General features: G+C 66.1%; 13 protein-coding genes and 1 pseudogene. 7 read left to right on the top strand and 7 right to left on the bottom strand.

What is annotated here, in order from left to right; translation table 11 throughout:
• Positions 1-6 precede the first annotated feature (6 nt).
• Positions 7-642, bottom strand: a complete 636-nt coding sequence (locus AC4PTO_RS11480; protein WP_492728586.1) for a DUF6778 family protein — start codon at positions 640-642, stop codon at positions 7-9.
• Between the two features lie 177 nt (positions 643-819).
• Here AC4PTO_RS11480 and AC4PTO_RS11475 point away from each other — a divergent pair, with 177 nt between their 5' ends.
• A complete protein-coding gene (locus tag AC4PTO_RS11475) occupies positions 820-1,242 on the top strand; it encodes an OsmC family protein (RefSeq protein ID WP_492728584.1) in 423 nt (140 codons plus the stop codon).
• A gap of 58 nt (positions 1,243-1,300) precedes the next feature.
• Here AC4PTO_RS11475 and AC4PTO_RS11470 read toward each other — a convergent pair whose 3' ends face one another.
• From AC4PTO_RS11470 to AC4PTO_RS11460, 3 genes are read right to left on the bottom strand one after another with little or no spacing between them, the layout of a single operon-like run.
• On the bottom strand, positions 1,301-2,224 hold the full coding sequence (locus AC4PTO_RS11470) for an acyltransferase family protein (RefSeq protein ID WP_492728583.1): 924 nt from the start codon (positions 2,222-2,224) through the stop codon (positions 1,301-1,303).
• A 49-nt stretch (positions 2,225-2,273) separates the two neighbouring features.
• On the bottom strand, positions 2,274-3,869 hold the full coding sequence (locus tag AC4PTO_RS11465) for a peptide chain release factor 3 (RefSeq protein WP_492728582.1): 1,596 nt from the start codon (positions 3,867-3,869) through the stop codon (positions 2,274-2,276).
• 54 nt (positions 3,870-3,923) lie between these two features.
• The gene (locus AC4PTO_RS11460) at positions 3,924-4,934 is read right to left on the bottom strand and encodes a Hint domain-containing protein (protein WP_492728580.1); all 1,011 of its coding nucleotides are present in this window, start codon (positions 4,932-4,934) and stop codon (positions 3,924-3,926) included.
• 166 nt (positions 4,935-5,100) lie between these two features.
• Here AC4PTO_RS11460 and AC4PTO_RS11455 point away from each other — a divergent pair, with 166 nt between their 5' ends.
• Both AC4PTO_RS11455 and AC4PTO_RS11450 read left to right on the top strand, forming a co-directional pair.
• Positions 5,101-5,880 (top strand): SDR family oxidoreductase, encoded by a 780-nt coding sequence (locus AC4PTO_RS11455; RefSeq protein ID WP_492728578.1) that lies wholly within the window; start codon positions 5,101-5,103, stop codon positions 5,878-5,880.
• A gap of 161 nt (positions 5,881-6,041) precedes the next feature.
• Complete coding sequence (locus AC4PTO_RS11450; RefSeq protein ID WP_492733607.1) at positions 6,042-7,070, top strand: ABC transporter ATP-binding protein; 1,029 nt, start codon at positions 6,042-6,044, stop codon at positions 7,068-7,070.
• On the opposite strand, the gene AC4PTO_RS11445 is transcribed toward AC4PTO_RS11450, so the two are convergent.
• The 3 genes and pseudogenes from AC4PTO_RS11445 to ccmI all read right to left on the bottom strand — a co-directional run.
• Positions 7,067-7,306, bottom strand: a complete 240-nt coding sequence (locus tag AC4PTO_RS11445; RefSeq protein ID WP_492728576.1) for a DUF1289 domain-containing protein — start codon at positions 7,304-7,306, stop codon at positions 7,067-7,069. The two genes, AC4PTO_RS11450 and AC4PTO_RS11445, sit on opposite strands and share 4 nt — an antisense overlap.
• Positions 7,303-7,776, bottom strand: a complete 474-nt coding sequence (gene ruvX, locus AC4PTO_RS11440; protein WP_492728575.1) for a Holliday junction resolvase RuvX — start codon at positions 7,774-7,776, stop codon at positions 7,303-7,305. The genes AC4PTO_RS11445 and ruvX overlap by 4 nt, the downstream gene beginning before the upstream one ends.
• 1,220 nt (positions 7,777-8,996) lie before the next feature.
• A pseudogene (gene ccmI / locus AC4PTO_RS11435) lies at positions 8,997-9,284 on the bottom strand (c-type cytochrome biogenesis protein CcmI); the annotation flags it as partial.
• A 234-nt stretch (positions 9,285-9,518) separates the two neighbouring features.
• Here ccmI and AC4PTO_RS11430 point away from each other — a divergent pair.
• The 4 genes from AC4PTO_RS11430 to AC4PTO_RS11415 all read left to right on the top strand — a co-directional run bounded on the left by AC4PTO_RS11430 (position 9,519) and on the right by AC4PTO_RS11415 (position 14,684).
• Complete coding sequence (locus AC4PTO_RS11430; RefSeq protein ID WP_492728574.1) at positions 9,519-10,766, top strand: sarcosine oxidase subunit beta family protein; 1,248 nt, start codon at positions 9,519-9,521, stop codon at positions 10,764-10,766.
• Positions 10,767-10,853: 87 nt separating this feature from the next.
• Positions 10,854-11,177 carry a sarcosine oxidase subunit delta gene (locus AC4PTO_RS11425; RefSeq protein WP_492728572.1) on the top strand — a complete coding sequence of 108 codons (324 nt, stop codon included), beginning with the start codon at positions 10,854-10,856 and terminating at the stop codon, positions 11,175-11,177.
• Positions 11,174-14,131: a sarcosine oxidase subunit alpha family protein gene (locus AC4PTO_RS11420; RefSeq protein ID WP_492728570.1), complete on the top strand. Its 2,958-nt coding sequence runs from the start codon at positions 11,174-11,176 to the stop codon at positions 14,129-14,131. Before AC4PTO_RS11425 ends, AC4PTO_RS11420 begins: the two co-directional genes overlap by 4 nt.
• Positions 14,124-14,684, top strand: a complete 561-nt coding sequence (locus AC4PTO_RS11415) for a sarcosine oxidase subunit gamma (protein ID WP_492728569.1) — start codon at positions 14,124-14,126, stop codon at positions 14,682-14,684. The genes AC4PTO_RS11420 and AC4PTO_RS11415 overlap by 8 nt, the downstream gene beginning before the upstream one ends.
• Positions 14,685-14,698 lie beyond the last annotated feature (14 nt).

Here is a 14,698-nt window from a genome sequence, read left to right as displayed (position 1 = left end):
CGCTGCTCAGCCGCCCATGCGCGAGAAGGTGGTGCGATTGTCCGGCCCAAGGCCAAGCCAGCCCGCCGTCGTGGCCGCAAGATGTGCCACGATGCGCACCCGCTGGGTTTCGCCGCGCGCTTCGGCCGCAACGGCCTCGGCGCCGGTATAGGCGGGGAAATCGGCGGCGATGCGCTGCGCGGGCACCAGAACCGCGCCGCTGGCCGCGTCGACCACCTCGATCAGGTAGCGGATGTCATGCACGCCGGTGCCTTTCGGGGCCGATTTGCGCGACTTGATGTTGAGCGCGTGGAAGGTTTCCAGCGTGACGCGGAAGCGCACGCGCCGGGGCCCTTTCAGGCCGCGCGCACCCGCCGCGATCCCTTCTTGCAAGATGCGCGACACTTGCGCGCGCCGGTCCCCCGCGGCTTCGGCCTGCCAGACGATATCGGCCTTGGGAACGTAGACCGAGTTGTCCTCGGACACGGTCAGGTTCGCCGGAACGGTAACGTCCACCCCCGCCAGCGACCAGTCGCGCGCGGACGGTCCGGCCGGTTGATACTCGGTCTGCCATTGCCCGCCTCCGCAGCCGGCAAGGGCGGCGGCCCCCCCCAAGGCAAGAAGCGTAAGCATGTGGCGGCGATTGAACCCAAGAGTCATCATTAAAGCACCCGTTTCTTTTATTGCGCCCAAGGCTTATCCTGTTCGGGCGTCTTTTCAAAGCGCCAGTTCCGTCAGGTTGGCCCGCGCGGCGATATGTCCGGGCCGAAGGCGGCAGGCGCCAACCGCGGAACCGCCCGGCCGCGGGCGCGTTCCGCCCTTGCAAGACAGGAGGATGGCATGATCGTGAAATCAGGTTCCGCGCATTGGGAAGGTGCGCTGAAGGACGGCAAGGGCACCGTTTCGACCGAAAGCGGGGCGCTTGCCGCACAGCCCTATGGCTTCAACACCCGCTTCGAGGGCCGCCCCGGCACCAACCCCGAAGAGCTGATCGCCGCCGCGCATGCGGCGTGTTTCTCGATGGCGCTTTCGGCCGGGCTTGCCGAAGCCGGGGTCACGGATGTGGGGATCGACACCACCGCAAGGGTGACGATGGTCAAGGACGGCGGCGGCTTCACCATCAAGGAATCGATGCTGCATGTGCGCGTGCAGGGCCAGGGCGACGAGGCCGTGATCCGCAAGGCCGCCGAGGCCGCGAAGGCCGGCTGCCCGGTCTCGCGCGTGCTGGCCTGCGATCTGGGGATGGAGCTGACGGTGGGTTGAATGTGATGGAGCAAGACCCGAGGCGAGTCCGAAGCCGACAATGCTTTATTGCGCGCAACTAGCGTGCCGGAGGCGCCCAAAGAAAGCGCGTTGCGTGCACGAATGTTGGGTGGGAAAATCCCCACAAGCAAAGTAGCGTAACGCTGAAGCCGAAAATAACCGCTGCGCTGTCAGGCGACTGCGACAGTAGCTTTGTTCTTTGTAAGGTGCCGATGATAACCGTGTGAAAAATATAGATTGGCAGAGTATTTTTCCCGATTCTTTCTACGAACGGAGGAAGTTGTCGGTCCGGGACTTGAGCGAAGATGAATGCTCCTGCGAGGAAACCCAAAACCAGCGCCCAAGTACGCCACACTGGTCCGTAAACGCCGCCAAGTCCCAGATCGGTATAGCTATGTTTGTGCAGAAACAGTGCCGATGCAAAGTTTTCTGGAATGGTCATCCAACTAAGAGCCAGCAATCCAATGAGGCCGATGACCGCAACCGCGAGAGGGAGCATTCGTAATCGTGCGAGATGCTCAGGTCCAATCTGCGCGCCGAGAACGAAAAAAGGCAAGAATACAAAGCAGCGCGATAATGAAAGATTATGGCCGACTTGCGGAACGTAGCCCGCCAAAAGTGCAAGAACGATAGAGAGGGGAACTGCAAAGATTCCAAAGCGCAGCATTAAGGGAGTAAGCAGCAGCCAGAAAGGCATGGCTAGCAGGAACCAAAGTGCGAAAACTGGATAGGTAACCGGAGCAGCCCTTCCACCTTCGATATATGAATACCAAAGTGCAAAAACCGTTTGTGCCAGAACATATAAAGCAGCGAAGCGAAGTGCCTTGGAGAGCACATCGCCGCGCCCGGAAAAGGAGCCCGTAAGCACGATGAACGCCGGCATGTGAAACATGTAAATCGCGTTGTAGATGGTGCGCGCGATACCGGAGTGAAGAATCCAGCTTTCTAGCACATGGCCGATAACCACGAGAGTAATCAGCAACGCCTTGAGTCCGTCGAACCAAGGCTCACGTGTTGAGGCCCCCCCCCGGTCACACCATCATCTCTTTCGTCGCGCTCAGCTTGACCTCGGGATAGTCGCGCTGGACGCGGTCGATGTCCCATTGCAGGCGCGTCAGGAAGACCGGGTCGCCGTCATGGTCGGTGGCGATGTGCTGCTTGTTGATGTTGATCAGCCGCTCGATCTCGGCCTTCGGGCCGCCGATCCAGCGCGCCGAGGTGAATTGCGAGGGCTCGAAACGCACCGGCAGGCCGTATTCGATCTCGATCCGGCTGGCCAGCACCTCGAACTGAAGCGCGCCGACGACGCCCACGATGAAGCCCGAACCGATCATCGGGCGGAACACCTTGGCGGCGCCTTCCTCGGCGAATTGCATCAGGGCCTTGTCGAGGTGCTTGGCCTTCATCGGGTCAAGCGCGCGCACCGATTGCAGCAATTCGGGCGCGAAAGAGGGGATGCCGGTGAAGCGCAGCGCCTCGCCCTCGGTCAGCGCGTCGCCGATGCGCAACTGCCCGTGGTTCGGGATGCCGATGATGTCGCCCGCCCAGGCCTCTTCGGCCAGTTCGCGGTCGGCGGCCAGGAACAGCACCGGGTTCGAGACCGCCATGGGCTTTTTCGTGCGCACATGGGTCAGCTTCATGCCGCGCTCGAAATGCCCCGAGACCATGCGCACGAAGGCCACCCGGTCGCGGTGCTTGGGGTCCATGTTGGCCTGCACCTTGAAGACGAAGCCGGTGACGGGCCTTTCCTCGGGCGCGACATCGCGCTCGGCGGCCTTCTGCACCTGCGGCTCGGGGCCGAATTCGCCGATGCCGTCCATCAGCTCCTTCACCCCGAACGAGTTGATCGCAGAGCCGAACCAGATCGGCGTCATGTGCCCTTCAAGGAAGGACTGGCGGTCGAAGGCGGGCAGCAGCTCGCGCGCCATCTCGATCTCTTCGCGCAGCCTGGCCAGCAGCTCGGCCGGGATGTGCTTTTCCAGCTCCGGATCGTCCAGCCCGGCGATCTTGATCGATTCCGCCACGCGGTTGCGGTCGGCCCGGTCCATCAGTTCCAGCCGGTCGTGCAGCATGTCGTAGCAGCCAAGGAAATCGCGCCCCATGCCGATGGGCCAGCTTGCCGGCGCCACATCGATGGCAAGGTTTTCCTGAATCTCGTCGATGATCTCGAACGTGTCGCGGCTTTCGCGGTCCATCTTGTTGCAGAAGGTCAGGATCGGCAGGTCGCGCAGCCGGCACACCTCGAACAGCTTGCGCGTCTGGCTTTCCACGCCTTTCGCGCCGTCGATCACCATGATCGCGGCATCCACGGCGGTCAGCGTGCGATAGGTATCCTCGGAAAAGTCCGAGTGGCCGGGCGTGTCGACCAGATTGTAGCGGAACTGCCGGTATTCGAAGGACATCGCCGAGGCCGAGACCGAGATCCCGCGATCCTGCTCCATCTTCATGAAGTCCGAGCGCGTGCGCCGCGCCTCGCCCTTGGCACGCACCTGGCCCGCCATCTGGATCGCGCCGCCGAACAGCAGGAACTTTTCGGTCAGCGTGGTTTTCCCGGCGTCGGGATGCGAGATGATCGCAAAGGTCCGGCGGCGGGCGATTTCGGGCGGGAGGGGCGGGCGATTGGTCATGGCGCGCGGTTTAGCCTGCGCCCGCGCGCCGCGCAATGCGGGACTTCGGCGGGCCTAGTCCGTGTCGCGGCGGCGGAACAGCGCCTCGCGCCCGATCCGGGCAAGCGCCTCGCGCCCCGCCTCGGCGCCGGAATGTTGCAGATGGCGCAGATTGGGCAGGCGCGCGCGGATTTCGGCGCCCAGCTCGTCGGGCAGAAGGTGCAGCGTGGTGTCGGTGACCATCAGGCTTTCGCAGGGGATGCCCTCGGCATAGATGATCTCGTGCCGGTCGAAGACGAGGGCGTGATAGTCGACAAAGCCGCCCTCGCGGCGCCAGACGTGATCGTTGTCGACCAGGTGGCGGGCCTGCACCAGCAGTTCCGGGCTGTCGCCGATCTGCCGGCTGCCGCGGCGATAAAGGAAGATGCGGTGATGCGGGCTGACCACGAGGTTGCCGACATTGCCAAGCGTCCCGGCCGAGATCACGACGGGCGCGAAACTGCCAAGGGCGCGCAGGCGCGCGCGCGCCACCACGCGCAGCGGCTGCGGGCCGTTGTCGCGCGTCAGGATCATCTGGCCGGGCACAAGCGATTCGATGGGCTGCTGGCCCTGGCCCGCGACGGCGATCATCGTGCCGGTGCCGAAGGCCACGCAGATCAGGTCGGCCAGCCGCGCCTCTCCGGGGTCTTCGTGCGATTCCAGAAGCGCGTATTCGGTGCGCGGAACCATGGGCGACAGGGGCAGGGCATAAAGCGCGCCGCCCGCCTCGTGCCGGATCATCAGCACGTCAAGCGTGTCGCCCTCGGGGCCCATCAGCACATGGCGCGCGACAAGCGAAACCCGGTCGCCCGGCTGGCCGATGCCGGATTGGGGCGCGATGGTCTGCGTGGCGCCCTGCCCGGATTGCCCGGCCAGCACAAGGCGCCGAAGCCGGGCGTCGCGGGCAAGCTGGTAGATGTCGCCCGGCGCGCAGAGATCGGCCAGATCCAGCGGGTCGCCCAGGTTGACCCCGGTGCTGACCCGGATCGCGCCCGCCTCGAAGACATGCACGGGCCGGTCCGGGGGAAGCATCGTCCTGGCTTGCATCGTGCCGCTCTCCTTTCTGCCCGCGCCCCTGTCCCTGGCTGGATGCGTAAGGCTATTCCGGGTCGGGTAAAGCAACAAAGTCAACAAAGCGTCAAGCATTGCGGCCTTCCGTTGCCAAATCCGGGGTGCTAGGCAAAAGGGGAACGCCACAGGTGGAGGAACGGGCATGGATCTGGGGATCAAGGGCAAGCGCGCAATTGTCTGTGCGGGCTCGAAAGGGTTGGGCCGGGGCTGCGCCGAGGCGCTTGCCGCGGCGGGTGTCGATCTGGTGCTGAACGCGCGCGGGGCCGATGCGCTTGCGGCAACGGCGCGCGATATCGGTGCGACATACGGCGTGAAGGTCGTGCCCGTGGCCGCCGACATCACCACGGAAGAAGGGCGCGCGGCGGTGCTGGGTGCGGCAGGTGCGGTCGACATTCTTGTGACCAATGCCGGCGGACCGCCGCCGGGCCTCTGGTCCGACTGGTCGCGCGAGGATTTCATCAAGGCGCTGGATGCCAACATGCTGACCCCGATCGCGCTGATGCAGGCCTGCCTGCCGCAAATGATGCAGGCCGGATGGGGACGGGTGGTCAACATCACCTCGCAATCCGTGCGCGCACCGATCGCGACGCTGGGGCTTTCCAATTCGGCCCGCACGGGGCTGACCGGCTTTGTCGCGGGAACCGCGCGTCAGGTTGCGGCGAAGGGCGTCACGATCAACAACCTTCTGCCGGGGCTGCATGCGACGGATCGCGCTGTCTCGCTTGATAGCGGCGTGGCGAAGGCTGAAGGCATCACGCCCGAAGAGGCGGCCGCCCGGCGTGCCGCCACGATCCCGGTGGGGCGCTATGGCACCTCGGAAGAGTTCGGGGCGATGTGCGCCTTTCTTTGCTCGGTCCATGCGGGATATGTTGTCGGACAGAACATCCTTCTGGATGGCGGGGCGACCAATCTGACGATGTAGGGGGCTGTGCGCTTGCACCGGTTCTGCGTGGCTGCTATCCCGGCCGAAACCCTGAGAGTTTTGATCGGAAAGTCGCTGTGAGCCAGTCCCCTCAACCAAGCCCGCCGCGCCCCGAGGCGCCGCGCCTTGAGGTGCAGGGCCTTGAGCGCCGCTTTGGTGGCATGTCGGTGGTGGACGATGTGTCCTTCACCATTCCGGCGGGTCAGGTGACCTGCCTTCTGGGACCGTCGGGCTGCGGAAAGTCGACCACGCTGCGTATCATCGCGGGGGTCGACATGCAGGATGCCGGCCGCATCTATGTCGATGGAAATCTTGTCTGCGACACGGTATTCCGCGTCCCGCCCGAGCGGCGCTCGATCGGGCTGATGTTTCAGGATTTCGCGCTGTTTCCGCATCTGTCGGTGGCCGATAACGTCGCTTTCGGGCTGAAGGGCGCGCGCGAGGTCAAGCGCGCGCGCGTGGCCGAATTGCTGGAGCGGGTGCACCTGTCCAGGCATATCGACAGCTTTCCGCATGCGCTTTCCGGGGGAGAGCAGCAGCGCGTGGCGCTTGCCCGCGCCCTTGCGCCGCGCCCGCGCATCCTGTTGATGGACGAGCCCTTCTCGGGCCTTGACGAGCGGCTGCGCGACGGCATCCGCGACGAAACGCTCGCCCTGCTGAAGGAAGAGGGCACGGCGGTGCTTCTGGTCACGCATGAGCCGCATGAGGCGATGCGGATGGCCGATCAGATCCTGCTGATGCGCGGCGGGCGGATCGTGCAGCGCGGTGCGCCCTACAACCTTTACAACGCCCCGATCGACCGCGATGCGGCCGCCTTCTTTTCCGATGTCAACGTGCTGAAAAGCACGGTGAACGGGGCGCTGACCGCCACGCCGTTCGGCGATTTCCTGATGCCCGGCCACCCCGACGGGACTCGCGTCGACATCGTGATCCGTCCGCAGCATCTCAAGATCGATTTCGACCGTAACGGTCGTGGCCCCAATCCTACGCCGCAGGATGGCACCCCGGCGCGTGGGGTGGTCGAACGGGCACGCTTCATGGGCCGCGAAAGCCTGGTTGAGTTTCGCATGGATTTCGACGGTTCGATCCTGCGCGTCACGGTGCCGAACGTGTTTCTGCCCAAACCTGGTACGCCGATGTGGCTGATGATCCGGCGCGACCGCTGCTTTGTCTTCGCCGACCGGGCCTAGCTTTCGCTGCGCGCGGCATGGCCGCCCCGGCGCACCCGCAGCCGGGGCGCACGGCCGCGCAGCTCGGTCATGATGCGGCGGCGCTCTTCAGGACTCATGAGCGACCAGTTGGCGATCTCTTCGACCGTGCGGAAGCAGCCCACGCAGATCTTCTCGACCGGGTGCACCGCGCAAAGCTTGACGCAGGGGCTGTCAATCTCGGTGCGTTTCCAGACCTGATCACCGTTGTCGTTCATGGCGTCCTCAGATAGCCCAGCCGGTCGAGGGCTCCTTGCAGGATAAACCCCGCCGCAACATGGTCGATCACCTCGGCGCGACGTTTTCGGGACATATCCGCCTCCAGCATGGCGCGTTCGGCGGCCACGGTCGACAGCCGCTCGTCCCAGAAGGCGATGGGAAGCGGGGTCAGCCTTTCCAGGTTCCGCGCGAAGGCGCGGGTGGACTGGCAGCGCGGCCCTTCGGAGCCGTCCATGTTCATCGGCAGGCCAAGCACCAGCCCTGTCAGCCCGCGCTCCAGCACAAGGGCCAGCAACTCCTGCGCATCGGCGGTGAACTTGCTGCGCCGGATGGTGCGCAGCGGGGTTGCCACGCTGCGCATCGAATCCGACACCGCAACGCCGATCGTTTTGGTGCCCAGATCCAGCCCGCCGACCGCGCCGAAAGCGGGCAGGGCGGTGGCGAATTCCTCGATCGTGGCGCAGATCAAGGGGCGATCCCGGCCGCTTCGGCCGCGGCAGTCACGGCGGCAAGCGCCTCGGGCTGGTCGGCAAGGTTCTCGCGCGCTGCCGCAAGCGCGGCCTGCGCGCCGGGCGCGTCGCCCAGCATCGCCAGCGACGAGATCAGCCGCGACCATTCCTCGGCGCTTCCGCCCTCGGCCAGCAGCCGGTCGTTCAGCCCGTCGACCATGCCGCGGATCATCTCCTGCCGCTCCTCGGGGGTCATGGCGGCGGCCGCGTCGACCTGATCGGCGGTCGGGCCGGGCGCCTGTCCTCCCGCGGGAACTGTCCCGTCATTCGCCGCGGAGATCGTCGCCAGATCCTCGTCACGCCCGGCAAAGACACCTTGCGCCTCGGCGAAGACGGCATCGGCGCGGTCGTTCTCGCCCAGGATTCGTAACGATGCGATCAGGCGGGCCCAGTCAGAGGCGGTGCCGCCCTCGTTGGCCAGCTTCTGGTTCAGTTGTTCGACCATTCCCCGGATCATCTCATTGCGCTCTTCGGGCGACATCGCGGCCGCGGCCGCCATATCCGCAGCGGACGGCCCCGAGGCGCCGACCGGCGGCGGGGTATAGTTCGGTTCGCCCGCAATCCATGCAAGCTGCTGGATATTCGCGCGGATCGGCGCGATCCACGGCGCGCTTTCGGGCCCTTCGCGCAACAGCTCGGACCAGATGCGGAACGCACGGTCGCCCCGCCCGTTCTGTGCCATCATCAACCCGACATAATAGCGCGCGAGCTGCTCGCCCTGATCCAGCTCCAGCGCCTTGCCAAGGGCGGCCTCGGCCTCGGGCGTCACAAGCCCGCCCGCGGCGACGATCATCAGCTCGCCCAGTTCTGCGTAATCCGCCGCCGTGACGGCGTCGCCCTTCAGTGCGATCATCCGGCGCTGCGCTTCCCATCCGGCCCGGAAGTTGCCGATATTGGCCTCGTTGCGGGCCAGAAGCGCCAGCCCCTCAAGGTCGTTCGGGCGGTCCTGCACGGCCTTGCGCAGCCGCTCCATCAACTCGGCGAAACGGGCGTCAGGCGCGGGCGCGGGGCCACGCTCGGCCTCGGCGACCTTTTCCGCCTCGTCCTGCGAGGCACGCGCCTGATAAATCTCTTCAGAGATTGCGATGCGTTCGGACAGCGGCTGATCGGGATATCCCGCCGCGCCAAGCCGCTGATAAAGCGCGAAGGCCCCACCCAGAATCGCCAGCCCGAGCGCCGCGATGGCCAGCGTCGCGCCGATCGGTGGGCGGCGTGCAGCGCCCGCGCCCTGCGCGGCACGGTCGGCCTCGAGCACCCGGCGCGAAATCTCGACCTTGAGGCGCGCGGCCTCATCCGCGCCCAGAACGCCCCGCGCCTGATCGCGTTCGACATCGCGCAACTGGTCGCGGTAAACGCGCAGATCGTAGGCGGCGGCGGGTTCCTCTCCGGCATGGCCGCGCAACAGCGCAAGCCCCAGCAAAAGACCGATCAAGGCCACCAGGGCGGCGGTGATTGTCCAGAACAGCATGGCGTCTCCTTGTCCTTGGCCCCCATTTAGGCCTTCCAAGCCCCCGGCAAAAGCCCCAAGCGACGCCCTGACACGCCATGTCGCAGGCTCATGTCGCTTTTTTCCCTCAAGCGCCGCTTGGAGGTCGCTTTTCCGTGGCCTCCGGGTCCATCAAAAAGGACAAAGGCAGGGAACGTCCGGAACGGATTCGGCACCCCGCCCCGGATCTGACAAAAGGGGGCCGCACCCATGGGCATGAGACGCTATTCCGCTTTCGCCGTCGCACGCGAGGCGCTTCGTTTCCATCAGGGCTGGGAACGGGCCTGGGCTTCGCCCGCGCCGAAGAAACGCTACGATGTCGTCATCGTCGGGGCCGGCGGGCACGGCCTCGCCACCGCCTATTACCTGGGCAAGAATTTCGGCATCACCAATGTCGCGATCATCGAGAAGGGCTGGCTTGGCGGCGGCAATACCGGCCGCAACACGACGATCATCCGCTCGAACTACCTGCAGGACCCCTCGGCCGCGATCTACGAGAAAGCCCGCGCGCTTTACGAAGATCTCAGCCAGGACCTGAACTACAACGTCATGTTCTCGCCGCGCGGCCTGCTGATGCTGGGCCAGACCGAACACGAGGTGCGCGGCTACAAGCGCACGGTCTATGCCAACAACCTGCAAGGCGTCGAAACCGAATGGATCGGTCCCGAGCGGGTCAAGGAACTGGTGCCGATCATCAATATCGACGGCCCGCGCTACCCGGTCCTGGGCGCGCTCTACCAGGCGCGCGGCGGCACCGCGCGCCATGACGCGGTGGCCTGGGGCTATGCGCGCGCCTGCTCGGCCATGGGCATGGACATCATCCAGCAATGCGAGGTGACGGGCATCCGCACCGCGGGCGGCCAGGTGCAGGGCGTCGACACCACCAAGGGCGCGATCGATTGCGGCAAGCTTGCCATCGTCGTCGCGGGCCATTCCTCGGTGCTGGCCGAAATGGCCGGCTTCCGCCTGCCTATCGAGTCGCTGGCGCTTCAGGCCCTCGTCTCCGAACCGATCAAGCCCTGCATGGACGTCGTGGTGATGGCCAACACCGTGCACGGCTACATGTCCCAGTCCGACAAGGGGGAGATGGTGATCGGCGGCGGTACCGACGGGTTCAACAACTACACGCAGCGCGGTTCCTGGCACCATGTCGAGGAAACCGTCCGCGCCCTGATCGAGACCTTCCCGATGATCTCGCGGCTCAAGATGCTGCGCCAGTGGGGCGGCATCGTCGACATGACGGGTGACCGCTCGCCGATCCTGTCGGCCACGCCCGTGGGCAACATCTTCGTCAACTGCGGCTGGGGAACCGGCGGCTTCAAGTCCATCCCCGGATCGGGCTGGGCCATGGCCGAACTGGTGGCCAAGGGCAGCCCCGGCCCCCTCGCGGCGGAATTCGGCCTCGATCGCTTCCGCGCAGGCCGCTTCATCGACGAATCCGTGGCCGCCGGGGTGGCGCACTGATGCCCGCCCCTTCATCTTCGTCCAAATATCCCGCGGGGGTCCGGGGGCGCGAAGCCCCCGGCGCCCGCCAAGCAAAGGCCCGCTGAGATGCTGACACTGACCTGTCCCTGTTGCGGTATGACCGTCGAGGAAACCGAGCTCGCTCCGGGCGGCGAGGCGCATCTGAAACGCTTCGGCCCCGGATCCTCGGATACAGATTTCGAAGGCTACCTGTTCGCCCGCAAGAACCCCAAGGGGGTGCATTTCGAACGCTGGCGCCACGCCTATGGCTGCGGCAAATGGTTTCTGGCCGCGCGCTGCACCGCCACGCTCGAGGTGTTCGGCACCTATCCCGCGCAGACCACCGAACCCCCTGCATCCATCGTCGCGGCCATCAAGGCCCGCCGCCCCGACTGGGAGGGCCTGAAATGAGCACCCGTCTCGCCACCGGCGGTCGCCTGATCGACCGCACCAAACCGCTCGGCTTCCGCTTCAACGGCAAGCGCCTAAAGGGCTTTGCCGGCGACACGCTCGCATCCGCGCTTCTGGGTGCGGACCAAATGCTTGTCGGCCGGTCCTTCAAGTATCACCGCCCGCGCGGCATCATCGCAAGCGGCGTCGAGGAGCCCAACGCCCTCGTGGGGCTGGGCACCGGGGCGCGCTTCGAGCCCGACCAGCGCACCACCACGACCGAGCTTTTCGACGGCGCCGAGACCTCCAGCCAGAACCACTGGCCCAGCCTCGAGACCGATATCGGCGTGCTGAACAACTGGGCCTATCGCTTCCTTCCCGCAGGGTTCTACTACAAGACCTTCATGTTCCCGCGCGCGGCGTGGAAACATGTGTTCGAGCCGATCGTGCGGCAGTCGGCGGGCCTGGGCAAGGTGCCCACGGAACGCGATGCCGACCGCTATGAACATGCCTATGCCTTCTGTGACCTGCTGGTCGTGGGCGGCGGCGTGGCGGGGCTTTCCGCCGCGCTCGAGGCCGGTCGCGCTGGCAAGCGCGTGATCGTCTGGGAACAAACTGCCCACTGGGGCGGGCGCAGCCCGGTCGATGGCGGCCAGATCGACGGCATGGCGCCCGAAGACTGGGTGGCCGGCGCGCTTGAGCAACTGGCCGCGATGCCCAATGTCAGCCTGCGCACCCGCTGTATGGCGGCAGGGCTTTACGATCACGGCTATGTGCTGGGCTATGAAAGCGTGGGCGACGCGACGCCCGGCGACGGCCGCCCGCGCCACCGCCTCTGGCGGGTGCGTGCGGGGCAGATCGTCACCGCGACCGGCGCGATCGAACGCCCGCTGGCCTTCGCGGGCAATGACGTGCCCGGCGTGATGCTGGCCTCGGCGGTGCGCGATTATGTGATCAACTGGGCCGTCAGCCCCGGCGACCGAACCGTGATCGTCACGAATAACGACGATGCCTATCGCACGGCGCTTGTCCTGCTGGATGCGGGGCTGGTCGTGCCTGCGGTCCTCGATGCGCGCGAGGCCCCGACGGGCGAGTTGATCGAAGAGGTCCGCGCCCGCGGCGTGCGTGTCCTGACCGGGCGCGGTGTCGCCAAGGTCAAGGGCGGCAAGCGGGTGCAGGGCGTTCAGGTCTGCGCACAGGCGGGCGAGGGCGCGGTCCTCGAAGAGATCGGCTGCGATTGTGTCGCCATGTCCGGCGGCTGGTCGCCGGTCGTGCATCTGTGGTCGCATTGCGGCGGCAAGCTGCTTTGGGACGAGGCGAATGCCTGCTTCCGCCCCGATCCGTCGCGCCCGCCGACCGGCGCCGATGGCGCCGCGATGGTGCGCGCGGTCGGCGCGGCGAATGGCGCGCTGCGCCTGCCCGAGGCTCTGGCCGACGCGGGTGGCCCGCCAGCTGTTGCCGCCGCCGAAGGCCCGATGGCCCCGGTCTGGATGATGCCGCAAGGTGCGCCGCCCGCGCTGCGCTTCAAGGCCTTCCTCGACTATCAGAACGACGTGAAGGTCTCGGACGTGCAGCTGGCTGCGCGCGAGGGCTATGAATCGGTCGAGCATACCAAGCGCTACACCACGCTCGGCATGGCCACCGATCAGGGCAAGCTGAGCAATATCAACGGGCTGGCGATCCTGTCGGACGCACTGGGCCAGGCAATCCCGGTGACCGGCACCACCACCTTCCGCCCGCCCTATACCCCGATCAGCTTCGGCGCGATCGCGGGCGAGGCGCGCGGCGAAATCTTCCAGCCGCTGCGCCGCACGCCGATGCACGAATGGCACGAGGCCAATGGCGCCCATTGGGAGCCGGTGGGCCTGTGGCGCCGCCCCTATTCCTACCCGCGCGCGGGCGAGGGGCTGCGCGATGCAGTCAACCGTGAGATTTCGAACACCCGCAACAGCCTCGGGATGCTCGACGCGTCGACGCTGGGCAAGATCGTGGTGAAGGGGCCGGATGCGGGGAAATTCCTCGACATGCTCTACACCAACATGATGAGCACGCTGCCGGTGGGCAAATGCCGCTACGGGCTGATGTGCAACGAGAACGGCTTCCTGATGGATGACGGCGTGGTCGTGCGCCTGTCCGAGGACAGCTGGCTGTGCCACACCACCTCGGGCGGGGCCGATCGCATCCATGGCTGGATGGAAGACTGGCTGCAATGCGAATGGTGGGACTGGAAGGTCTATACCGCCAACCTGACCGAGCAGTTCGCGCAGGTGGCCATTGTCGGCCCGAACGCACGCAAGCTGCTGGAAAAGCTGGGCGGGATGGATGTCTCGAAAGAGGCGCTGCCCTTCATGACCTGGGCCGAGGGCGAGCTGGGCGGGTTCCGCGCGCGGATCTTCCGCATCTCCTTCTCGGGGGAGCTGAGCTACGAGATCGCCGTCCCCGCCTCAGAGGGCATGGCGTTCTGGAAGGCCTGCCTTGCGGCGGGCGAAGAGTTCGGCGCGATGCCCTACGGCACCGAGGCGCTGCATGTGATGCGCGCCGAGAAGGGCTTCATCATGATCGGCGACGAGTCCGACGGCACGGTGATCCCGCAGGATCTTGGCCTTGGCTGGGCGATCTCGAAGAAGAAAGAGGATTACCTGGGCAAGCGCGCGCAGCAGCGTTCCTTCATGGACAACCCCGACCGCTGGCAGCTGGTGGGTCTGGAAACCGTGGACGGATCGGTCCTGCCCGACGGCGTCTATGCGGTGGCCGAGGGGCATAACCCCAACGGGCAGCGCAATGTGCAGGGGCGCGTGACCTCGACCTATTTCTCGCCCACGCTGGGCAAGGGCATCGCCATGGGGCTGGTGCATCGCGGACCCGATAGGATGGGCGAGGTGCTCGATTTCCCGGCCGATGCGGGAAAGGTGTTCCGGGCGCGCATCGTCGATCCGGTATTCTACGACAAGGATGGGGAGAAGCAGAATGTCTGATGCTGTCAGCGCCCTTGAGGGCCGCACCAGTCAGGGCTTTGCAACGGTGCAGGAAGCCGGGCTTCAGGGCATGGTCTCGCTGCGCTGCGATCTTGCGTCGAAAGCCCTTGCCAAGGCCCTGAAAGAGCTTGGCCTTTCGCTTCCCGCGCAGCGCCGCGTGGTGGCCGCCTCCGGGCGGTCCGCGCTTTGGATGTCGCCCGACGAGCTTTTGATCCTTGTGCCCTATGCCGAGGCCGCGGCCACTGTCGCGGCGTTGGAAAAGGCGCTTGTCAAGGAACATGCGCTGGTGGTCGACGTCTCGGACGCGCGCGCCATGTTCCGCGTCATCGGCGAGAAGGCCGAGCAGGTGCTGACGAAGCTTTGCCCCGTCGATTTCGACGCGCTTGCCGCCGACGAGGTACGCCGCACGCGTGCCGCCCAGGTTGCGGCCGCGCTCTGGCGATCGGATAAGGATACGTTCTCGGTGGTCTGCTTCCGTTCGGTTGCGGGCTACGTCATGGGGGCGCTTGAACATTCGGCGCGTCCGGGCAGCGAACTGGTTGCACCGGCCTGAATTTCGGCCGGGCT

Source organism: Rhodobacter maritimus (assembly GCF_058747975.1).
Note: the sequence above shows the minus strand (reverse complement) of the source record. Positions and strands in the feature narration are given on the sequence as shown.